This is a genomic window from Neobacillus sp. C211, from assembly GCF_051842875.1.
Lineage (GTDB): Bacteria > Bacillota > Bacilli > Bacillales > Cytobacillaceae > Neobacillus.
On the sequence record NZ_JBPXRO010000011.1, the window covers coordinates 16,495 to 37,451 of the forward strand.

The window sequence follows — 20,957 nt, forward strand, 5'->3', positions numbered from 1 at the left end:
GGAGAATGAACGATATTCAATTTGCGTTTATTGATGAATCTGGTGATTATAGTTTTGATTTTGAAAATAAAGATGTCTCGACCCACTTTATTATCGTTTCTATTCTAGCAAAAGAGTCTAATAAAGAATTGTTAGAACAGGAAGTTGAAAAGGTGAGACAAAAATACTTTCAAACCGACGAAATGCATACTGATAATATGGATAACCCTCATCTAAGAATTCAACTATTAAATGAACTGAAAGATTTACCGTTTAATATATATGCATATGTCGTCGATAAAAGAAAAATTAGAGAAGATAGCGGCATCACGTTTGAAAAGACCTTTATCAAATTTATGAATCGGTTAATCTATGATGACCTAAATCGAACGTTTGACCAACTGGATCTTGTGTTAATGGAACAAGGAACGAAGGAATTCATGACTGAATTTAAAACCTATATAGCAGAAAAAAGTGTTCCAGATTTATTTAATTATTCCATCTTTGGATTTAATCACAGTAAATCCGAATTACTTCTTCAACTGGCTAATTTTATCGCAGGGACGATTGCAAAAGGTTATGATCAGACCCAGTACTCGGAACATTATCCGCTTTTTCATAAAATCATCAAAAAGAAAATCATCGCCATTAATTTATGGCCGCAAAACTATAAAAACTATTTACATGATTACATATCAAGGAATCAGGACTCTCAATTTGATGAGGTTATTTTTAAACAATCAGTTAATTTAACCCTTCAATATCTTGAGAAGAATAAAAAAAGTGAAGATGCGGATGAAAAAATTAGGATAGATTTACTCAAGTTCCTGTTATTTAATCTAAGAGAAAATCCTAATGAATATGTCTATACTCAAGAAATTTTAGATAATCTAAATGCCATCCGAGTGAACAAAATAAATCACCATTACTTTAGATCGAACATCGTTTCCAAGCTTCGTGATAGCGGGTTGTTAATTGCCAGCAGCAATAAGGGATACAAACTGCCAGTTTGTTTAACAGACTTATATGATTTTGTAAATTTATCGAGCCTAACCATACACCCGATGATTCAAAGAATATCTAAGTGTCGAAATCAAGTTCTACTTGCCACCAATAATGAAATTGATATTCTCGAAAACAACGAATATGAATATCTTAAAAAAATTATTGATTTGGAAAAATTAGCGGTTACTGAATAAAGGGTCAGTCCCCCACGACATCCATAGTTGGCGGGACTGACCTTTTTTTAGATTGACTGAATACGACAAATTTGTTATTCTATAATTAACTTTTATTCTTATAAGGAAACTTTTGAAAATAATTTTTTTCAATAATAAATATAACCAGAAGGTGGATAAAATGAAGCTACAGGCAGATGTTTGTATTGTGGGTGGCGGACCAGCAGGGACATTACTAGGGTTTCTTTTAGCCAAAACCGGTTTATCAACTATTATCTTAGAACGAGCTTCTGGAGTTAACAGGAAATTTAGAGGAGAACATATAAATTCTGAAACAGAAGCCATTTTGAAAGCACATCAATTGTTTGAAAAGATAGAAGAGCTAGGCATACTTAAAATGAAAAAAGTTGAATTCTTTGCTGGCAAACATATCGTTCAAACAATTATCCCTTCAACCGATGAGGATCACGTAGGAATTCATGTTCCTCAAGTTCATTTACTAAGTGCAATCAACCAAGAATCAGAACAATATAAAAACTACCGACTTCTTTATAACACAAAAGTAACGGAGTTAATGCAGGATGAGCATGGAGTCTATACTGGTGTAAAAGCGATAAGGGACGGTCAAGAAATAATGATCACAAGCTCGGTTGTCGTTGGTGCAGATGGCCGCTATTCGACAGTCAGAAAGCTGGCAAAGATACCAACGATCGAGATGACGCATGGATATGACGTATTGTGGGCCAAAATTCCCGCTCCTGCAGGATGGGAGCCAACAACAAGAATGGTGCATGTCAATGGACATCAGCTTGCCTTGTTCACACAGACGGGAGGATTCATTCAAATTGGCTGGAATATTGAAGAAGGATCATTTCCTTCATTAAGAAAGCAACCGTTACAGCCATTTCTTGAACCATTGATCGAAAGTTTTCCAGAATTGAAAGAGCTGGTATTAGAGCATCTTCATACATGGAATAACTTTGTTCCCTTAAAGGTGCAAAGCTCTCGTTCTGAAACATGGGTAAAGGACGGATTAATTATTATTGGGGATGCCGCTCATACGATGACTCCAACTGGTGCAATCGGGATTAATTGTGGAATGAAGGACGCGCATGTGTTAGCGCCGATCTTAACCGAAGCTCTTATGGATAAAAACATCACTGCACAGCGATTAAAAACATTTGAAGTGAGTAGAAAAACTGAAATCAAAGTACAACAAGAAATGCAAATACAACAAGAAGCTTCATTTTCGGAAAAATTTGCTCAGTTTGCACTAAATTAAATAATGGACCTTCACCTATACCTTTTAATGGAGTGGGAGAAGGTTCATTTTTATTTGTGAGAGATTAACCACAAAGTTGATAAGTTGGTTAGTTTTGTTTTACGATAAATTAAAAAGGAAGTAAAGGAGTTTGTAAAATATGGAGAGTTCTGAGTTAAAAGAAGTAAAAGCAATTTATGCTCAGCTTTTAGATGCATGGAATGACCGAAGTGCTGAGGGAATGGCAGAATTATTTGCGGATGATGGGGAGAATATTGGCTTTGATGGAAGTCAATCCATTGGCAGACAAGAAATATTTTCACATCTCAAGCCAATTTTTGAACACCATCCTACGGCACGATTTGTAAGTAAAGTGAAGGATGTACGTTTTCTAGGTTCAGAGATCGCTATTTTGCGCGCCATAGCTGGAATGGTTCCGCCAAAGCAATCAGATCTTAACCCCAATGTAAACACACATCATACGCTTGTAGTTGTAAAAAGAAACGGGGATTGGCGTATTCAATTGTTTCAAAATACTCCGGCCCAGTTTCATGGCAGACCAGAGTTAGTGGAAAAAATGACTGCAGAGCTGAGAGAGTTAATAAAATAAAGCTGCTTGTTCTGATACTTAGTACATAAATGTCATTTTTTATAATTACTAAAATAAAGTTTCGGAAAGAAAAGGGTGTCAGGCACCATGTGAATTTTTCACATGGTGCCTGACACCCTTTTCCTGTTAAGCATTTATTTTTGATTTCTGCCTTCCTATTGTTACTATAGTAGTAATCTCTCTAGGGAAAGGAATTATATATATGGCAACAATTAATATACCTGTATCTGTTTTGAATTTAGCTCCGATCCGGAAGGGGCAGAGTCCCAGCCAAGCGATTGAGTCAATGGTTGACCTTGCGCAAGCGGTCGAGAAAATGGGCTATCAACGCTATTGGATCGCAGAACATCATAATACAGCTACCCTTGTCAGTTCAGCGACATCGATTTTAATTAAACATGTATTGGAACATACAAATACGATTAAAGTAGGGTCTGGAGGGATCATGCTGCCGAATCACTCCCCGCTGGTAGTGGCTGAACAATTCGGTACCATGGCCACGATTTACCCAAATCGTGTTGACCTCGGTCTGGGCCGTGCACCTGGAACAGATATGATGACGGCAAGCGCGCTAAGACGATCGAAAAATGATCCAGTTTATACTTTCCCAAATGATGTCCAAGCCTTACTTACTTATTTTGGCCCAGCAGAGCAGCAAAGCTATGTGAAAGCCTATCCTGGCGTTGACACGAATATTCCGATTTATATACTCGGTTCTTCCACTGATTCAGCGTATTTAGCGGCAAGCTTGGGACTTCCTTATGTATTTGCATCCCACTTTGCACCAAGATATATGGAAGAAGCAATCTCAATCTATCGGAGTCGTTTCAAGCCTTCTGAATATTTGGATAAACCATATATGATGGTTTGTTTAAATGTTATTGCGGCCGAAACGGATGAGGAGGCACAATTTTTATCGACAACGATGCAGCAGTTTTTCCTAAATGTTGTTCGAGGCACTCAAAATCCGCTACAACCACCTGTTGAAAACTTGGATGAGCTTTGGAACCCAATGGAAAAAGAAATGGCGGCATCGAAGCAAAGTGTGACGTTGATAGGGAGCAAAGAAACAGTCCGCCAACAGTTGACTAAGTTCCAGGACTATTATAATGTCGATGAACTCATGGCCGTATCGTATATTTATGACACTGAAAAACAAAAGCGTTCGTATGAAATATTGAAAGAAGTAGTTGACGGCCACTAATCCAAACGAAAAGGACCAGAAGAGACAATGGATCTCTTTCTGGTCTTTTTCGTTTACACGAATTCGTGGGAGGTTTTTGAACAGCTTTATTGAAAACGTATACTCCCCTTTCTATAATCAATACAATAATGCGATGGCAAATTACAAAATGAATCAGAACAGGTTAGTGCCCTCGATTAATGGCTTTGTCCTTGAGAAAATTCGCCAATTAGTCAAAATTGAGATAAAGGTTTAAATAGATGAGTACAGAAATATATTTATGGAGAAACAGTTTGCTAATTAGGGGGATGGGAAAATGCGTAATCAAGAGATGCTGCTTATACCCGGGCCAACGCCTGTAGTTGATTCAATTTATGATGCTATTGCACAGGAAACTAGGGGACACACAGACACGAGATTTGTCGTTATCTACAAAAATGCGATCGAGAAAACAAGGGAAATGCTGAAAACAGATGGTGAAGTGTTTGTTATTTCCGGCTCTGGAACCATAGCTATGGAAATGGCGCTTGTCAATACAGTTGCCGCTGGGGAAAAACTTTTAGTGATCAGTCACGGTTATTTCGGTGATCGTTTCATTAAATTAGGAAAAGCATTTGGTATTGAAGTAGAAGTACTCCAGGCAGAATGGGGTACTCAGGTATCTCCAAGTGTTGTCGAAGCGAAATTAGTGAATGGAAATTTTAAGGCGGTTACAATTACCCACGCAGATACGTCGACAGGAGTAGCTGCCAATTTAGAGGCACTTGTGCCGATTATTAAAAAACATGGAGCACTTGTCATTCTCGATGGTGTTTGTGCGACTGCCGCAATGGAAGAAGATATGAGTAGGCAATATCATGGGTCTGATGGAAAAATTGATGTCATTTTAACAGGTTCACAAAAAGCAATTGGCGTGCCGCCTGGTCTAGCCATCGTTGCCTTTAACCAAACAGCTTTAGCTGCACGTGCCAAAATAGAACGTGTTCCTGCTTATTATTGTGATATCTATAATTGGATCCCGATTATGAACGATCCAGGAAAGTACTTTGCTACACCTCCAGTGAATCTTATCTATGCCTATGACGAAGGGATGAGATTGGTCTTGGAAGAGGGGATGAAACGAAGATATCAGCGCCATACTGCATTCGGAAAAGCGGTTAGATCGGCCCTTGCCGTATACGGGATGAAGGCGTTAGCAAATGAAGAAGTCGCTGCTGCCACACTTAGTTGTATTCTTTATCCTGATGGAATGGAGGATGCTGCTTTCCGTTCTTCACTTGCAAAAAAAGGAGTGATTGTAGCTGGAGCACTAGCCCATTTGGCAGGAAAGGCGTTCCGGATTGGACATATGGGAAACACGACGGAACAAATGCTCGAAGATGCGGTCGTTTTGATCGGAGAAACGATGAATGAGCTGGGATATCCGGTTGATTCAGAGAAAGCTGTCGATTGCTTTAAAAAGCAAGTGGCTATTCGCATTTAGTGTTCGTTTATAAAGCCTGTTTGACTGGGAAAATCACGACCAAGGTAAGTAAAAGCGTTTATAAAGCCCGATTAACTAAAAAAATCACCCTCTAATAAATAAAGAGGGTGATTTTTTCATTAGCTATTTTCTGCTTGGAATTGAATCATAAACTCTTTGAATGCCTTACATGCCTCAACTGGAACAGCATTATAAGCTGATACACGACATCCGCCGATCGAGCGATGACCGTTTACGCCAACAAAGCCTTCTTGTTTCGCTTGCTCGAGGAATTTCTTTTCTAGGTCTTTCGATGCTAAGTTAAAAGTAAGGTTCATGAGAGAACGACTGTCCGGTTCAGCATGGCCAATGTAAAAACCATTACTTGTATCAATTGTTTCGTAAATCAGATTCGCTTTTTTATCATTAAGCTCAGCAATCGCAGATAAACCACCTAACTCACGAGCCCAGTTTAAGACCTCACCCAGCATATAAATGCCGAAGGTTGGCGGTGTGTTATACAATGAATTATTTTTAGAATGCGTGCTGTACTTTAACATTGTTGGGATATTTGTGTTTGCTTGTTCAAGCAAATCCTTGCGAATAATCACAACCGTTACGCCTGAAGGACCAAGGTTTTTCTGGGCACCAGCATAAATTAACGCAAACTTGCTGACATCAATCGGCTTAGACAGAATATCACTCGACATGTCTGCGATTAACGGAACATCGCCAGTGTCTGGGAAGTTCTTCCATTGGGTACCATAAATGGTATTGTTGGAAGTTAGATGTAAATAAGCGTCCGATGGATCGTACTGTAATTGATCAAGCGTTGGAATGCTGCGGTAGTTGCCTTCTTTCGTGGAAGCCGCATGATAAACATCACCAAATAGTTTTGCCTCCGTGAATGCTTTCTCTGACCAAGAGCCTGTCATTACATATCCGGCTTTTTTTCCAGATTGTAAAAAACTCATCGGAATCATTGAAAACTGAAGACTCGCTCCGCCTTGCAAGAAGAGTACTTCATGAGTATCAGGAATAGACAGCAGTTCTTTCAAGCTGTCAATCGCTTGATTATGTACTTCTTCATAAGCTTTGCTTCGATGGCTAAGCTCCATGACTGACATACCTGTACCTCGAAAATCAATCAGTTCTGCTTGAGCTTTTTCTAAGACGGAAATAGGTAACGCGGAAGGGCCTGCATTAAAATTATAAGCGCGTTGGACTTGCAGTTTCATTTTTATCACTCCATTTTTCTTTTATATGACTATAACATACTTATAAAATTCCGAAAATAAATTTAATTGTGAAATCGTAAAAATTTTGCTTTTTTTATTAAAAGAAATCAAAAAGGTAAAGGATGTCCACTGGCGAACCAGAGACAGGTTTCCTTTTTCCCTATACTTTTTGTCAAAACCACTAGCTTTATTCAGTCATTCTTTGATTACCACGAGACCAGATCACCACTGGGATCAGCAGGAGGGAAAGAACCCCTCCAGCAAATGAGAGTCCAGCATAACTCGTTTGTGCAACCACCATCCCGGAAAGCGCTCCCCCGGATGCCCCAGCCAAAGCAATTAAAACATCTACCGTTCCCTGTGTTTTGGCCCGGTTAGAGGGGGATGTTGAATCGACAATCAGTGCAGTCCCACTAATTAACCCAAAGTTCCAGCCAAGCCCAAGCAAAACGAGTGCAATAATAAGAACCAGCATGGAATCAGGAGGTGCACTGCCAGCAAGAATGCCAGCTGCCAGGAGCGTGGCACCGGAAGCGATGGCCATTGTAGTTCGGCCTATCTTATCTACGAGAATACCTGTTATGAGAGAGGGAAGGTACATGGCACCTATATGGAAGCCAATGACCATTCCGACTTCTCTCAGACCATGCCCATGATGTTTCATGTAAACTGGTGTCATTGTCATGATGGATGTCATGACAATCTGAGTTAAAACCATAATTGTCGCAGCAACAACGATTCCTCGTTTATTGATTGCTAGATTGCTAGATTGTTTTACTAAAGGATTACTACTATTGATTTGCTGCTTAACTGCAATGGCATCGGCAACAATCAGAGGATCTGGGCGCAGGAAAGCTAATAGGACTAAACCAGCAAGGATAAAGGCAGCCGCGCCAAGAATGAATGGACCGGCTAGAGCAGGGACACCAATTGACGTGGCAAATCGGCCCATTACATCGACCAAATTCGGTCCCGCAACAGCGCCGAATGTGGTTGATACCATGGCAATACTGATGGATGTCGCTCGCTGTGTAGGTTTTGCTAAGTCGGTTCCGGCATAGCGGGCTTGTAAGTTTGAAGCTGAGCCTGCACCATAGACCAGAAGCGAGGCAAAAAGAAGAAAGATATTACTTGTGATGGCGGAAACGATCACTCCAATCGCACCGATACCGCCAGTCAAGAATCCTCCCGCAAGTCCTATACGGCGGCCGAAACGTTGTGAGACTCGACCGATAAGCAACGCTGCCCCAGCAGAACCCAATGTTAACAATGCTGCTGGAATCCCTGCATAACTATCCGTCCCTAACATATCTTGGGCAAGAAGTGCGCCAACCGTAATTCCAGCAGCAAGCCCTGCCCCACCGAAAATCTGTGACATGACAACAATCAGTAATGTCCGTCGATATAACTTCTCCTGCTTTTCTGGTGAATTTATGTAACTCTTCAACCAATCTGGTTTTGAATCGAACGGGTTATGTGCCACACGAAACCTCTTTCTGAAGGACAAACCCTTCTTCATTTGTTTTTTATTTTATCAAGAAAAAATAGCAGTTTATATAGAAAAATGTCGAAAAATTCAATATTTGTTCATATGAACTAGGCGGTGATGGAGTTTATTTATGATAGGATAATAGTGGTTGTATTACTATATGTTTGGCGACCGAACACAGGAAGAAAGAGAGAGAAGGGTCGCCAATAGGGCGAACACATGAAAAAAGAGAGGGTGGGTTCGCCAATATGTTTTTTACCTAGTCCTTATTTCCTTTTTTATCAAAGTCAAAGTATTACTGTTTATACTCTGCATCATAGGAATTTTCACCGGCATGAACCGACAGCAGAGTATCCGCGTACCCAACGAGTTTATTTACCACCTCGTCTGCGACCGCATAGACAAGAGGGTGGACATCTGGTTGAAATAGAGCAGGATCGTCAATTATCACCGTGGTATTAATAAAAATGTCTCGATTACCGTAAAGATCATAATGGACAATAGCTTTCCCAGCGGCTCCTCCTGTTCGAGGATCTTGATATCCAGGCAAAAAAAGATACCACTCTTCAGCCGTGGCAGAACGAAAATTTTTCGTAAAAGTCATGCCATTAACCATTCGATCGATTTCTTGTTGCATCTGCGGTGTGACTGCCTCAATAATTTTGTCTGTCATAATAGTCCCCTTATTAAAGCTTGTTATATTATTTTTCCCAATTTCCAATCGAGTATTTAATGGTATTAACAATATTTTTCCACTGAACTTTTTTGTGGGTAAGGGAACAATATTTCTGAGTACTTTTGTTGAGGTGAGGGACGATGAATCATGATGAACCACGTGATTATATAACGATTGAAGATGACCACGGGAATCTTAAAGAATTTGCTGTTGAAGCCTTGTTTGATATGAAGGATGAATCCTATGCTCTACTAAATGCAGAAGATGAAACCATCGTAATGAAGATTGAGGGTGAGGAAGGTAACCAAGACTTAGTGGGTATTAATAACCCTTCCGAAAGTGAAGCGATTTTGGCTGCATACCAAATCGCCGTGGAACATGCTCCGGCTGAATAAAACATAGCACAACGAAAGGTACCCCGGATATTAGGGGGTCCTTTCGCCTGCGTGTTTTAATCAATAGTAATTAAAGCCAAGATAAATGATATAAATAATGATAGCTGCAATGGCGATAATCCAAACAAGAAACACTGGATTCAGTAAATAAGGATGTCTTTGAGTTTTTTCATTGATTTGCGTATCAAATTCACCTGATCTAGTACTGACCATTCTTCCAGTCCCTAACGTAAAAATTAAACCGCCAATCAACACTAACAATGCAATACCAGACAAAATGAGATGCCAATTACTCACTTATATAACCACCTTTTTTTCATATAATTTGAAAAAAAGTAGAGAAATATGCATTTATCTTTTTGATAAGTAGGTTTAAATTTCATCAGGAAAGAAAACGGCGGTGATTAGCTAAATCACTGCCGTTTTGACCTTTAAGTCATGCGGCTTGTAATTTTCTTCTAAATAGTTTCGTGTTAGTTCCAATATATACCCCAGTTAAAACAAAGGCGGCACCTATTCCTTGAGCCAATGTAAAGGTCTCACCTAAAAAGAAGGTAGCCATCAAGACAGCTGATAACGGCATCACATTAATAAAGATAGAAGCCTTCGCAGCACCAACCTCTTTTATGCCGTAATAGTACATGATAAATGAAACCACCGTTACAAAAATGCTCATATGTGAAATGGCGATCCAGGTTGAAACACTAGCAGTTTGTACATCGTGCCAGGATGTTTCCACGTATGCAAACGGAAATAAAAATATGGTACCAAATGCAACCGCATAAGTGGTGGATTCCACCGCGCTGAATTTTTTTAAAACGACTTTACCAACCACACTGTACAATGCCCAGCTTATTACTGCACCTAGTAAAACAAAGTCGATCGTCTCAAAACCGTATTGGAAAAGTGAGAGTAGGTGACCATCGGTAATAATGAAGGTAACCCCAGTTAGGGCAATCACCATTCCAATCATATGATTTTTGGTGATTGTTTCTTTTAAAAATAATCCTGATAAAAGGACAATCAGTACTGGGTTTGAGGCAATAAATAAGGAACTCTTAATAACCGGTGCATGTTTGGTAGCCATAAAAAAACAAATATTATATATTGCAATGCCTGTTAATCCAAGAACGGCAAATAATCCATAATCTTTGAGGGTGGGCTTCTTTCGATTTTTTTCCATCAGCCACATTAGTGGAAACAAAAGGATCGCAGCCCCCAAAAAACGTAAAAAAGCAACGGTTGCCGGTTCAAAGTCTTTTACGGCGACTTTACCAGCAAGAAATGCACTTCCCCATGTAGCCGTGGCAAAAAATAACATCCCATAAACCAGCCATAGCTTCTTATTCTTATTCATCCAATCCCCTACAATCCATTTCAATTTAATAAATAGATTTTAACATCTTTTTCGAATTTCGAAATAAATTTTAATAAAATATTTAAATTATTTAATCAATTAAAAAATCATACACACTTTTTAAGCATGAAAAAAGCTGGTTAAGGAGTTTTTCCTTTTCCAGCTTTATCTTTTTAAGTTAGATTTTTTAATTCTGATAAATGAACCAATTGGACATTATGAACACTTTCTATTTCTTTAATCTCGCAGTACCCAGAATCATACGTATAAAGGATAATATATTTCTTTCCATTGTAAAGAACATGCTCCATAGTATCTCCATCCTTTGATCATGTTAATATTATTGTATATTTGCAATACAGATTAATATATGAAGTACATTTTAAGATTATGTAAATTTTTTCACTGCTGTATTGAAAAATTAATGTGTTAAGATATCAATATTAGTGTCAAAGTCATAGGGGGAAGAAAGATGAACAGAAAACCAATTATCGGCATAACGGGTGCCTATGTTAAACATAACGACTATATGGAAGGTGTTTATGTGCACCATGATTACCATAAAAGTGTTGTCGCCAATGGTGGGATTCCTATTATCCTTCCATATATTAACCCCGAAATTTCTTTAGAAACGCTTGGTTTATGTGATGGAATTATCCTAAGCGGGGGAGAGGACGTCGATCCTAAACTTTTTAATCAGGATCCACATCACCACTTAGGTCCAACTACACCAGAGCGGGACTTGGCAGAGATAGCGATTGTTAAATATGCGCTTGAGAACGATATTCCCCTTCTTGCGATTTGCAGAGGTGTGCAAATTTTGAATGTTGCTCTGGGAGGAACCTTAATTCAGGATATCCCGAGTCAAGTCAATGAACCAATCCAACACAGTCAGCGGATTGATAGAAGTCAAGATACCCATTGGGTGACCATCTCCAAAAATAGTAGATTGTTTGAAATAGTAGGATCTGATCGTATCCGAGTTAATAGTCTCCATCATCAAGCAATCGGTGAGGTAGCCAGCGATCTTCGTATCGTTGCACAATCATCCGATGGAATCGTTGAAGCAGTAGAATATAGCCATCCAACCACATTTACGGTGGGTGTTCAGTGGCATCCTGAATCCATGGCAAGTACAAACGCTGAGATGAATAATTTGTTCTTAGAATTTATTAAAAACAGTGCAAAGGTCATGGTTTAATCATCGGTTTATAGTGGAAGGGAAGGAATCAATCGATGGAAAAAATTTATCTTGATTACAATGCCAGCACACCTATGGCTCCTGAAGTAGTAGAGGCCATGAAACCGTTGCTAGATGATTTTTATGGGAATCCATCCGCCTTACATTGGGCTGGGAAACCTGTAAAAGAATTATTACATAGTGCCCGAAAACAGGTTGCTGAGTTAATTGGATGTTCCCCTAGAGAAATTATTTTCACAAGTGGGGGCAGCGAAGCCAATAACCTTGCATTAAAAGGTTTTTATTTTAAAAATCGGCATAAAGGAAACCATATCATTACTTCTAAAATTGAACATCCTGCAATTATGAATCCTTGCAAATTCCTCGAACAAATTGGGGCAAAGGTCACATATGTAGACGTGGATGGGACCGGGAAAGTTACACTAGAAGAAATAGAAAAGGCGATTACCAAGGAAACGATCCTGATTTCGTTTATGCATTCCAATAATGAAACAGGTACCTTACAGCCAATCCAAGCGATCGGTGATATAGCTAAAGAGCATGGGATAGCTTTTCATACGGATGCTTCTCAATCGGTTGGAAAAGTCCCGGTAAATGTGAATGATTTGAAGGTAGATATGCTCACGATTGCCGGCCATAAACTCTATGCTCCGAAAGGAATTGGAGCACTCTTTATACGAGAGGGAATCGAATTGGAACCACTCATACATGGGGCTGGGCATGAGTTTGGCCTGCGTGCTGGCACAGAAAATACTTTACTAGCAGTGGGATTAGGAACGGCTTGTGAAATTGCTAAACAACAGGAAGGGAATCGTGGCATAAAAGATTTGACCGACTATTTTTGGCAGCAATTACAGGGTGCATTTGGAGACCAGGTAGTATTGAATGGACACCCAGAGGAACGTCTGCCCAATACTTTAAATGTAAGTTTTGTAAGAAAAATTGGTCAAGACTTGTTGTCAGCCATCCCATATTTAGCGGCTTCAACTGGATCAGCCTGTCATGCCGGCAGCATTGAATTATCTCCGGTATTAAAAGAGATGGATGTTCCTAAAGAGGTGGGCATGGGTGCGATCCGCTTTAGCTTAGGCCGATATACGACGAAAGATGAGATAGATCAAGTGATGGAATCGTTAAAAGGAATCTATTAATTTCTTCGGTCAGGGACTAACTATTTGCAGTTAGTCTTTTTTCTCTGGGATTAAAGGTTCCTATCTTTGCATAAGCTTTTAGAAGCGCTCTATACTACTGATGTCAGATAATTTATTGGGTTAGGGTAAGAAAGAGGTGCTTTATCTTACCGAAATTAGATAATTTATCGGGATAGAGTAAGAAAGAGCCAGTTTATCTTACCGAAGTCAGTTAGTTTATCGGGTATAGGTAAAATAGAGCCACTTTTCTATATTCACTAGTATCTTTAACTCATTTACTCAATGTAATTGGCGTATTATAATGTTCTTAATACGGAACGACATGAAGGAAGGTGTGTTGGAATGCAAAAAAGAATATTAGGTAAAACTGGGCTGGAAGTATCGGCGCTTGGACTAGGCTGTATGGGGATGTCGGATTTTTACAGTGGGAGAGATGACGACGAGTCTATTAAAACAATCCATTGTGCCATTGAAATGGGGATTACGCTTCTCGACACAGCTGATATGTATGGCGTAGGTAAAAATGAAGAATTACTTGGACGGGCAATTAAAGGTCGTCGGAATCAAGTGGTTGTTGCCACTAAATTTGGAAATGTAAGATCTGAAGATGGAGCTTTTCTGGGAATAAATGGCCGCCCTGAATATGTCAAAGAAGCCTGTGAAGCTAGCCTTCGCCGCTTAGGTGTGGATCATATCGATCTATTCTACCAACATCGAGTCGACCCAAACACACCAATTGAAGAAACAATCGGCGCCATGGCGGATTTAGTTAGGGAAGGGAAAGTGCGCTTTCTAGGTATGTCAGAAGCAGCCGCCCAAACTATTAGACGTGCATTTGCTATTCATCCGATTACCGCTGTTCAGACCGAGTATTCCCTTTGGAGCCGTGACGTCGAAGATGATATTCTGCCCACTTGCCGGGAACTGGGAATCGGTTTTGTCCCTTACAGTCCATTAGGAAGAGGATTTCTAACAGGGCAGATTCAGAAATTTGAAGACTTAGCAGCCGATGATTATCGCCGCTTTTCTCCTCGATTCCAAGGAGAAAACTTCCAGAAAAATTTGGAACTGGTCAATAAAATTAACGAAATAGCACGGGAAAAAGCCAGCCAGCCTTCCCAGCTTGCCCTTGCCTGGCTGCTAGCTCAAGGAAATGATATTGTTCCAATCCCAGGCACGAAGAGAGTCCATTACTTAGAGGAAAATGTTGGTGCACTTGATGTATCATTAACAGAAACTGACTTAGCACGTATAAACGAAGTTGCTCCTCGGGGTGTTGCAGCCGGAGAACGTTACCATGAAGCTGGCATGAAAGGCGTTAATTTGTAATTAGAAAAAGGTAGATATTTGGGAGCAGCATAGGTGAAAAGTGAGGTGTTAATCCATAACAGGTTCAATTAACTCTCGCAAAACATTAAAAATGTAATGTAAAATGACCATTAAATTGTAAGTTAATTTGATGGTTATTTTTTATTAATAGATTGTGAAAGTTTGTACTTAAGCCTTGTTCCGTTAGTTTAAGAAGGAACATTAACTTTCACAGAGAATATATGAATTAAAAGAGAGGAGAAAAATGTAAACCGAGGATTCTTCATCAATACGATGTAACACCTGAGTGGGTTATCTACCATCTCATTGAACACGAATCACATCATAGAGGACAGATTTTCCAGATTCTTGCGAATTTAAAGGAATAAATAAAAGCCAACTTATAAGGAAAGATTGGGTGGTATCAATAGTAAAGCAAATTAAATTTTATATGGATTACCAAACTGAAGAAATTATCATCCATAAGCTTCGGACTTCTGGTAGTGTTTTTGCAGAAGAAGAGGCACTGCTACTTATATCTGAAGCACCGACATTGGATGACCTTATGAAAATGGTCGAAATGCGAACCGAGGGGATACCTCTTGAACACGTCATTGGATACACAGAGTTCTGTGGTCTGAGGATAAAGATAGACTCTGAGGTCTTCGTGCCTCGCAAACGAACAGAGTTTCTTGTCCGTCAGGCAGAAACCCTAACTTGTTTAGGGGATATCGTTGTTGATATGTGCTGCGGGTCAGGAGCTGTAGGTGCAGCTCTTGCAGCAACTTTAGGACGGGTAGCCTTGTACTCTGTTGACCTCGACCCCGCTGCAGTAAGCTGTGCTGGCGGCAACATAACAGCTTTTGGTGGCCACGTTTTTCAAGGGGACTTGTTTACAGCCCTACCCCACTCCCTTCAAGGCCGTGTGAACATCGTAGTTGCTAATGCTCCTTACGTACCTACCGAGGCGATCAAGCTGCTTCCCCGGGAGGCTCGCCTGTATGAACCAAAACTGGCCCTTGACGGAGGGAAGGACGGACTTGACCTACAGCGTATGGTAGCGAAAGAGGCACCTCTCTGGTTAGCTCCGGGAGGGCACCTTTTGTTAGAAACGAGCGAACAGCAGGCCTACCAAACCTTTGAAATTTTTTCTAGTATGGGGCTTATCCCTAAAGTAGCCAGAAATGATGAATTGGACGCCACGGTGATCATCGGTACTAAACCTAGCCTCTAAAGTAAATAGACAACTAGACTTACCTAATATGATCATTACTTGGTACGATACACAATGAAAAATCCTTCTTCAACATAAGAGTGCAAGAGCTTTAGTTCATTAAGCTTTAAAAGATTAAAATAAGGAATGGCTCAGAACAGTGAACTGAGCCATTTTTTAAAAACACGACCATTAAATTAAACCGAGGCGCTTTAATCCGTAGCGAACTCCGTCTTCTTCGGCGGAGAGTGTGACCATATCGGCTACTTGTTTCAATTCATCACGAGCATTTCCCATGGCTACTCCCATTCCGACCAATGACAGCATTTCCATATCATTTAAACCATCGCCAAAGGCAACAGCTTCATCAGGTGCAATGCCGAACCTTTCCAACAATTTAGTCAAACCAACTGCTTTATTGGAATTGGACAAATTCACGTCACAGGTTCTTGCTCCTGAACTCCATCTTCTGAAATCTAATTCCGGAATCTTTGTTTGATAAGAAGCCTCTTCCTCCACGTCACAATGAAGGAACATTTGATAAATATCCTGTTCTGTCCAAAATTGAGGTGGGGCAAGTTCGGGCTTCCACGGATCATGTTGGTACGCTTCCACGACGAATGGATGGCTTAGATCGGTAGCTTTAAAGCTCGTAACTCCCAAAAAAGTCAGTGGATGTTGATAATCATTGGACAAAAGATGTACTCTCTCTAAAACATGTTTTTCAATCGCATTCTTGTATATTTCTTTTCCTTCATGATAGGCATACGATCCATTAAAAAAGACCATCGAGTCTACCCCAGTTTCCGAAAGGATGGACTCTGAAAAATAGGGAGCTCTCCCCGTTGCTATAACCACGTTTATTTTTTTCTCTCGTAACCGCTGAATCGCATCCTTTGTGGCAGGACTTAGCGTTTTTCCATGCGGGACGATCGTTCCGTCAATATCTAAGATGACAACCTTGTAATTCATATAACACACTCCTACAATGCAATCTTGCTTTGTTACGCAGGTATACTGCACAGTATAACATATTGCATAAAAAACCTATAAAAGCAACACTTATACATTTTAATGCAATAGGTAATATTATCAGATGGGTATATATATAAAAATTGTGTTGGCTAGAAATATTCAATTCATGATTACTGTAATAATATTATGTAAACTAACTCTTTTTAGGCTTAGAAAAAAAATCATTTATTGTTTTGGGGTGGCAGACCTAAAAAAAGACTGACTAAAAATAGTCAATCTAAGGTGACGAAAGGTGCTTCCTTTCGTCTTAGTATATAGTATGCAAGAGATAGGACAAGCGATACTATAAGCTGATTAAAATTTACTAGGACTATCCACAACATCAATTATCTTATTAGTCCTCATCATTCCGCATACCTGTAAACATTAGAACAAAACGAAGTAATTCAGCTACAGCTACTACAGTCGCAGCCACATATGTTAATGCCGCAGCATTTAGTACTTTCCTCGCCCGATACTCTTCTTCATTTCTAATCAAACCAGAACCAATCATTACATTCAGTGCTCTTGAACTTGCATTGAATTCCACCGGTAATGTAATAACTTGAAATAGCACGGCCGCAGCCATTGCGATGATTCCTAGTAATAAAAGGTTGGCTGAAGAAAGAAGTAACCCTATTAAAATTAAGATAAATGAAAAATTAGAGCCGATATTAGCCACAGGCACTAATGCATGTCTCACACGTAAAGGTACATATCGGTCCCTTTGCTGTAAACAGTGACCCACCTCGTGAATCGCAACTGAAATCGATGCAATCGAAGTACCATTGTAATTAGTGGAGGAAAGTCTAACACTTCTACTTTTTGGATCATAGTGATCTGATAAATGACCAGACACTTGTTGGACTGACACATCATACAAACCATTTTGATCCAAGATTCTTCTAGCCGCCTGGGCTCCAGTTAAACCCGAGGAAGCTCCTACTTTTAAAAATTTAGAATAGGTATTTTTCAAGTACATTTGCACTAATAGTGGAATGATCATAATTAGAACAAAATAAACAATAAAACCCATGAAAGATGCTCCTTCTTTAGATGTCTAATTTACATACATTATTATACTTTATAGTGCACTTTTTTAGTATTAATGTGCTTGTTTCATTAAGGCCTAAAGATGTCATGAGATATGGAGAATGATAATAATTGAAGTGGGAGAAGCATAAAGTGCTTTTTTAATGGTGAGATAAGCGATTTATACTATTTCCTTTGTTTATTTCTGAAAGCAATAATATTTGTTTTTAATGAAGCATATGTTCCTATCGCTGCATATCCATAAAACCAACCCATAAATATTCCGCCAAGGGTGTTGTGCTTGTGACTAATAAAAATTGAGATTCCCAGGCCAAAAATAAGTGCAATCGTCGGTACAAACCATTTCGGTATTTTGAAAAAAACCTTAATTAGTTGAGTTAACAGTATAATGATTGGAATTGCAAATATTGCATCCCAAAAATTCGTTTTAATAGTGGGAAAATCCATCGGCAATCACACCTTTTTTTGGTTAATATGTGCAAATGCCATAGATTTATTAATCATTATTAAAGGAAAAGTTATCAAAAAGCAGCGTAAAATCCCTAGCTTCAGCCATGGGGATACTCATAAATGTTTAGTTCATCGCAATATACCAAGCCAATCCTCCGATTGCACCTAAGATGACAATTACATAAATAGCCGTCAAACGTACTGTGTTTTGTTTTGTTGAACCTTTATAGTCCTCATCAGGTTTTCCTGTTAGCGCAAGTGTACCAATCAGGGCAGCTACTAAAATGATAATAATAAGAGCCATACCAAACTTCATATGTTTCATCCTCACTAAGATTAATAATCAAAAGAAACTGAATTATTTAATAATTAATAATTTTTTGCCAAAATTATGGACTTTTCATTAAAGTTTCAATGTATGATTCTTATATTAAGGTTTATGATATAAAAAATAACCATCCAATTAACAAAAAATTTGACCATCCACTTTTGACTTATTGATCACTGCTAACTCGAATTATTACAGTCACAGTTAAGGAGTTCCAAATGAATTCGAAAAATAAATGGAATAGCAAATATAAAGAACGTATCAATCAATTGGAAGCACCAATGCCGAATGAGAGATTAGCAATCCTGTCACCTTATTTAACCGGCGGGTCTGCGCTCGATCTTGCATGTGGGCTCGGTGGAAACAGTCTGTTTCTGGCACGATTAAATTTTCAAGTACACGCGATGGATATATCAGATGTAGCTGTCAACTATCTCGAGGAAATAGCAGGAAAGCAAAAGCTTGCTATTTTTCCTCGTTTGTGCGATCTGACGGATATGACCCACCATAATTTGAATAATAGTTCTTTTAGTTTGATTGTCATCACGTATTATCTTGATCGATCACTTTTTCCGCTTGTTAAATCAATCGTTAAAGACAATGGATATTTCTTTATGGAAACCTTTTATAAGTCTCCAAAAAAAAAGAATCAGGGAGTATCCGACCAATATAAACTGCTACCTGGAGAATTATTGGCTGAGTTTAGTGATTGGAAAGTTCTTTTTTATGAGGAAAATGAACATGATGGACGACAGACGATTTTTTGTCAGAAACAAAAAAGTGTCCGAAACCATAAGAGCATTCTTTAAGTGTCAGGCACCATTGATAATAGGAATGAAAGCGGTTGTTTTTAATCTCTTAAAAGTTTACTATATTGTGTGGGAGGGATAAACATGATAGATTTTGTTTTTCAAAACAGTACAAAGTTAATATTTGGTAAAGATCAGGAGCAATTAGTAGGTCAAGAGGCCGTTGTTTATGGAAAAAAACTTCTCTTGCATTATGGCGGAGGTAGTATCAAGACCAACGGACTATATGATAGGATTCTGCAGTCATTACTTGAACAGGGCATCGAAATAATTGAATTGGGCGGAGTAAAGCCGAACCCTCGAGTCAGCCTTGTTAGAGAAGGAGTTGCCCTTTGTAAGGAACATAACATTGACCTTATTCTTGCTGTAGGTGGAGGAAGTGTAATTGATTCGGCCAAAGCGATCGCTGCTGGTGCGAAATATGATGGGGATGTTTGGGATTTCTTTGAAGGGAAATCTACAGTTCAAGACTGTCTGCCAATCGGAGTAGTGTTAACCATACCTGCAGCGGGAAGTGAATCTAGTTCGGGCACGGTTATAACGAACGAAGATGGATGGTATAAGCGGTCGACGGGTCATTCGACCATGCGTCCTAAGTTTTCCATTCTAAACCCTGTTCTTACATACACCTTACCATCTTATCAAACAGCATGTGGGATCACAGATATGATGGCGCATATCTTGGAAAGATATTTCACTAATGAAAAGAATGTAGAATTAACAGATCGATTGTGTGAAGGGGCATTACGAGCCATTATAAATAATGCACATACAGTCATCGAGGACCCAACCAATTACGATGCAAGAGCTGAGATTATGTGGTCAGGCACAATTGCACATAATGATTTGTTAGGGACAGGAAGAGTTGGTGATTGGGGAAGCCACGATATTGAACATGAGATCAGCGGCATTTATGATATTGCACATGGAGCAGGTTTGGCGATTGTATTCCCAGCCTGGATGAAGCATGTGTATAAACATGATGTAAATAGATTTGTTCAATTTGCTAATCGAGTCTGGGATGTAGAAATTGACTTAAACAATTTAGAAAAAACCGCTTTAGCAGGAATCAAGAAAATAGAACAATTCTTTAGCTCCATCGGTATGCCGGTAACATTGAAAGAAGCTGGTATTGGTGAAGAGCACTTGGAGGAAATGGCTAAAAAGGGAACAGAAAGAGGACCACTAGGCAATTTTGTAAAGTTACATGAAGCTGATGTTGTACAGATTTTACATTTGGCTAAATAAGAAAAAAACCTCGCTCACAACATTGTAGCGAGGTTTCGTTTTGTTAATTTTATTTGTAGAAAAATTTATCTGATGAAATAAATATCATTAATTCAAGATATTTTACTTGACGATTTTTGTCGGATAGATATATTCTTGTTACATACTTAAGAAGTATAGTTTAACAAAATCTAACAAAATATCGGGGCTATTTGAGGGGAAAATAATAAAGGTCTTTTGATTTAATTGCTACGCCAGTTATTGCCAAGTCTTTATTCATATGATATCGTTCCTTTGAGAAGGTCACCTTTACAGGTAAAGTTGTAGCAGCATTAAGAAATGTGTTTGGTGGACTTGCTGTGGAAAAGAATTAAA

General features: G+C 39.1%; 23 protein-coding genes and 1 pseudogene. 14 read left to right on the forward strand and 10 right to left on the reverse strand.

The window, feature by feature from the left end:
* Positions 1-5 precede the first annotated feature (5 nt).
* The 5 genes from ACSU6B_RS12040 (at position 6) to ACSU6B_RS12060 (ending at position 5,694) form a co-directional block, all read left to right on the forward strand.
* Positions 6-1,178 (forward strand): DUF3800 domain-containing protein, encoded by a 1,173-nt coding sequence (locus ACSU6B_RS12040; protein ID WP_410885481.1) that lies wholly within the window; start codon positions 6-8, stop codon positions 1,176-1,178.
* 160 nt (positions 1,179-1,338) lie between these two features.
* Positions 1,339-2,439: an FAD-dependent monooxygenase gene (locus ACSU6B_RS12045; RefSeq protein WP_410885483.1), complete on the forward strand. Its 1,101-nt coding sequence runs from the start codon at positions 1,339-1,341 to the stop codon at positions 2,437-2,439.
* 139 nt (positions 2,440-2,578) lie between these two features.
* Positions 2,579-3,028, forward strand: coding sequence for an SgcJ/EcaC family oxidoreductase (locus ACSU6B_RS12050; RefSeq protein ID WP_215004142.1), 450 nt, complete (start codon positions 2,579-2,581; stop codon positions 3,026-3,028).
* 202 nt (positions 3,029-3,230) lie between these two features.
* A complete protein-coding gene (locus ACSU6B_RS12055) occupies positions 3,231-4,232 on the forward strand; it encodes an LLM class flavin-dependent oxidoreductase (protein ID WP_410885485.1) in 1,002 nt (333 codons plus the stop codon).
* Between the two features lie 295 nt (positions 4,233-4,527).
* Complete coding sequence (locus ACSU6B_RS12060; protein ID WP_410885487.1) at positions 4,528-5,694, forward strand: pyridoxal-phosphate-dependent aminotransferase family protein; 1,167 nt, start codon at positions 4,528-4,530, stop codon at positions 5,692-5,694.
* Between the two features lie 119 nt (positions 5,695-5,813).
* On the opposite strand, the gene serC is transcribed toward ACSU6B_RS12060, so the two are convergent.
* The 3 genes from serC to ACSU6B_RS12075 all read right to left on the reverse strand — a co-directional run bounded on the left by serC (position 5,814) and on the right by ACSU6B_RS12075 (position 9,037).
* Positions 5,814-6,911: a 3-phosphoserine/phosphohydroxythreonine transaminase gene (serC, locus tag ACSU6B_RS12065; RefSeq protein WP_410885489.1), complete on the reverse strand. Its 1,098-nt coding sequence runs from the start codon at positions 6,909-6,911 to the stop codon at positions 5,814-5,816.
* Positions 6,912-7,098: 187 nt separating this feature from the next.
* Positions 7,099-8,394: an MFS transporter gene (locus tag ACSU6B_RS12070; protein WP_410885491.1), complete on the reverse strand. Its 1,296-nt coding sequence runs from the start codon at positions 8,392-8,394 to the stop codon at positions 7,099-7,101.
* Between the two features lie 301 nt (positions 8,395-8,695).
* Entirely contained in the window at positions 8,696-9,037 is a 342-nt protein-coding gene (locus ACSU6B_RS12075) for a hypothetical protein (protein WP_374103881.1), read from the reverse strand.
* A 179-nt stretch (positions 9,038-9,216) separates the two neighbouring features.
* Between ACSU6B_RS12075 and ACSU6B_RS12080 the strand changes: the two genes are divergently transcribed.
* Positions 9,217-9,471, forward strand: coding sequence for a DUF1292 domain-containing protein (locus tag ACSU6B_RS12080; RefSeq protein WP_215004120.1), 255 nt, complete (start codon positions 9,217-9,219; stop codon positions 9,469-9,471).
* A 60-nt stretch (positions 9,472-9,531) separates the two neighbouring features.
* Here ACSU6B_RS12080 and ACSU6B_RS12085 read toward each other — a convergent pair whose 3' ends face one another.
* The 3 genes from ACSU6B_RS12085 to ACSU6B_RS12095 all read right to left on the reverse strand — a co-directional run bounded on the left by ACSU6B_RS12085 (position 9,532) and on the right by ACSU6B_RS12095 (position 11,139).
* Positions 9,532-9,768, reverse strand: coding sequence for a hypothetical protein (locus ACSU6B_RS12085; RefSeq protein ID WP_168244628.1), 237 nt, complete (start codon positions 9,766-9,768; stop codon positions 9,532-9,534).
* Positions 9,769-9,907: 139 nt separating this feature from the next.
* Positions 9,908-10,828, reverse strand: coding sequence for a DMT family transporter (locus ACSU6B_RS12090; protein ID WP_410885493.1), 921 nt, complete (start codon positions 10,826-10,828; stop codon positions 9,908-9,910).
* A 173-nt stretch (positions 10,829-11,001) separates the two neighbouring features.
* On the reverse strand, positions 11,002-11,139 hold the full coding sequence (locus ACSU6B_RS12095) for a hypothetical protein (RefSeq protein ID WP_168244534.1): 138 nt from the start codon (positions 11,137-11,139) through the stop codon (positions 11,002-11,004).
* A 161-nt stretch (positions 11,140-11,300) separates the two neighbouring features.
* Between ACSU6B_RS12095 and ACSU6B_RS12100 the strand changes: the two genes are divergently transcribed.
* The 5 genes from ACSU6B_RS12100 to ACSU6B_RS12120 all read left to right on the forward strand — a co-directional run bounded on the left by ACSU6B_RS12100 (position 11,301) and on the right by ACSU6B_RS12120 (position 15,722).
* Positions 11,301-12,029: a gamma-glutamyl-gamma-aminobutyrate hydrolase family protein gene (locus ACSU6B_RS12100; RefSeq protein ID WP_410885495.1), complete on the forward strand. Its 729-nt coding sequence runs from the start codon at positions 11,301-11,303 to the stop codon at positions 12,027-12,029.
* A gap of 35 nt (positions 12,030-12,064) precedes the next feature.
* Entirely contained in the window at positions 12,065-13,180 is a 1,116-nt protein-coding gene (locus ACSU6B_RS12105; RefSeq protein WP_410885497.1) for a cysteine desulfurase family protein, read from the forward strand.
* Between the two features lie 342 nt (positions 13,181-13,522).
* Positions 13,523-14,509: an aldo/keto reductase gene (locus ACSU6B_RS12110; protein ID WP_410885499.1), complete on the forward strand. Its 987-nt coding sequence runs from the start codon at positions 13,523-13,525 to the stop codon at positions 14,507-14,509.
* Between the two features lie 257 nt (positions 14,510-14,766).
* Positions 14,767-14,877, forward strand: a complete 111-nt coding sequence (locus tag ACSU6B_RS12115) for a DinB family protein (protein WP_410885691.1) — start codon at positions 14,767-14,769, stop codon at positions 14,875-14,877.
* Between the two features lie 62 nt (positions 14,878-14,939).
* Positions 14,940-15,722, forward strand: coding sequence for a putative protein N(5)-glutamine methyltransferase (locus ACSU6B_RS12120; RefSeq protein WP_410885693.1), 783 nt, complete (start codon positions 14,940-14,942; stop codon positions 15,720-15,722).
* Between the two features lie 171 nt (positions 15,723-15,893).
* Here the strand turns inward: ACSU6B_RS12120 and ACSU6B_RS12125 are convergent, their stop codons facing one another.
* The 4 genes from ACSU6B_RS12125 to ACSU6B_RS12140 form a co-directional block, all read right to left on the reverse strand.
* Positions 15,894-16,673 (reverse strand): Cof-type HAD-IIB family hydrolase, encoded by a 780-nt coding sequence (locus ACSU6B_RS12125; protein WP_215004112.1) that lies wholly within the window; start codon positions 16,671-16,673, stop codon positions 15,894-15,896.
* 397 nt (positions 16,674-17,070) lie between these two features.
* Positions 17,071-17,751: a zinc metallopeptidase gene (locus ACSU6B_RS12130; protein ID WP_410885501.1), complete on the reverse strand. Its 681-nt coding sequence runs from the start codon at positions 17,749-17,751 to the stop codon at positions 17,071-17,073.
* 182 nt (positions 17,752-17,933) lie between these two features.
* Entirely contained in the window at positions 17,934-18,215 is a 282-nt protein-coding gene (locus ACSU6B_RS12135) for a hypothetical protein (protein ID WP_088088321.1), read from the reverse strand.
* Between the two features lie 127 nt (positions 18,216-18,342).
* Positions 18,343-18,534 (reverse strand): hypothetical protein, encoded by a 192-nt coding sequence (locus ACSU6B_RS12140; RefSeq protein ID WP_215004108.1) that lies wholly within the window; start codon positions 18,532-18,534, stop codon positions 18,343-18,345.
* Between the two features lie 230 nt (positions 18,535-18,764).
* On the opposite strand from ACSU6B_RS12140, the gene ACSU6B_RS12145 reads away from it, so the two are divergent.
* The 3 genes and pseudogenes from ACSU6B_RS12145 to ACSU6B_RS12155 form a co-directional block, all read left to right on the forward strand.
* Positions 18,765-19,355, forward strand: a complete 591-nt coding sequence (locus ACSU6B_RS12145) for a class I SAM-dependent methyltransferase (RefSeq protein WP_410885503.1) — start codon at positions 18,765-18,767, stop codon at positions 19,353-19,355.
* An 84-nt stretch (positions 19,356-19,439) separates the two neighbouring features.
* Positions 19,440-20,603: an iron-containing alcohol dehydrogenase gene (locus tag ACSU6B_RS12150; RefSeq protein WP_214713768.1), complete on the forward strand. Its 1,164-nt coding sequence runs from the start codon at positions 19,440-19,442 to the stop codon at positions 20,601-20,603.
* Positions 20,604-20,830: 227 nt separating this feature from the next.
* Positions 20,831-20,956 (forward strand): annotated as a pseudogene (locus tag ACSU6B_RS12155) (phosphogluconate dehydrogenase (NAD(+)-dependent, decarboxylating)); the annotation flags it as partial.
* Position 20,957: the final 1 nt, after the last annotated feature.

Coding starts and splice junctions, on each gene's coding strand:
- ACSU6B_RS12040 (WP_410885481.1), top strand. CDS start 6: ATGAACGATATTCAATTTGCGTTTATTGATGAATCTGGTGATTATAGT.
- ACSU6B_RS12045 (WP_410885483.1), top strand. CDS start 1,339: ATGAAGCTACAGGCAGATGTTTGTATTGTGGGTGGCGGACCAGCAGGG.
- ACSU6B_RS12050 (WP_215004142.1), top strand. CDS start 2,579: ATGGAGAGTTCTGAGTTAAAAGAAGTAAAAGCAATTTATGCTCAGCTT.
- ACSU6B_RS12055 (WP_410885485.1), top strand. CDS start 3,231: ATGGCAACAATTAATATACCTGTATCTGTTTTGAATTTAGCTCCGATC.
- ACSU6B_RS12060 (WP_410885487.1), top strand. CDS start 4,528: ATGCGTAATCAAGAGATGCTGCTTATACCCGGGCCAACGCCTGTAGTT.
- serC (WP_410885489.1), bottom strand. CDS start 6,911: ATGAAACTGCAAGTCCAACGCGCTTATAATTTTAATGCAGGCCCTTCC.
- ACSU6B_RS12075 (WP_374103881.1), bottom strand. CDS start 9,037: ATGCAACAAGAAATCGATCGAATGGTTAATGGCATGACTTTTACGAAA.
- ACSU6B_RS12080 (WP_215004120.1), top strand. CDS start 9,217: ATGAATCATGATGAACCACGTGATTATATAACGATTGAAGATGACCAC.
- ACSU6B_RS12090 (WP_410885493.1), bottom strand. CDS start 10,828: ATGAATAAGAATAAGAAGCTATGGCTGGTTTATGGGATGTTATTTTTT.
- ACSU6B_RS12095 (WP_168244534.1), bottom strand. CDS start 11,139: ATGGAGCATGTTCTTTACAATGGAAAGAAATATATTATCCTTTATACG.
- ACSU6B_RS12100 (WP_410885495.1), top strand. CDS start 11,301: ATGAACAGAAAACCAATTATCGGCATAACGGGTGCCTATGTTAAACAT.
- ACSU6B_RS12105 (WP_410885497.1), top strand. CDS start 12,065: ATGGAAAAAATTTATCTTGATTACAATGCCAGCACACCTATGGCTCCT.
- ACSU6B_RS12110 (WP_410885499.1), top strand. CDS start 13,523: ATGCAAAAAAGAATATTAGGTAAAACTGGGCTGGAAGTATCGGCGCTT.
- ACSU6B_RS12120 (WP_410885693.1), top strand. CDS start 14,940: ATGGATTACCAAACTGAAGAAATTATCATCCATAAGCTTCGGACTTCT.
- ACSU6B_RS12125 (WP_215004112.1), bottom strand. CDS start 16,673: ATGAATTACAAGGTTGTCATCTTAGATATTGACGGAACGATCGTCCCG.
- ACSU6B_RS12130 (WP_410885501.1), bottom strand. CDS start 17,751: ATGGGTTTTATTGTTTATTTTGTTCTAATTATGATCATTCCACTATTA.
- ACSU6B_RS12135 (WP_088088321.1), bottom strand. CDS start 18,215: ATGGATTTTCCCACTATTAAAACGAATTTTTGGGATGCAATATTTGCA.
- ACSU6B_RS12140 (WP_215004108.1), bottom strand. CDS start 18,534: ATGAAGTTTGGTATGGCTCTTATTATTATCATTTTAGTAGCTGCCCTG.
- ACSU6B_RS12145 (WP_410885503.1), top strand. CDS start 18,765: ATGAATTCGAAAAATAAATGGAATAGCAAATATAAAGAACGTATCAAT.
- ACSU6B_RS12150 (WP_214713768.1), top strand. CDS start 19,440: ATGATAGATTTTGTTTTTCAAAACAGTACAAAGTTAATATTTGGTAAA.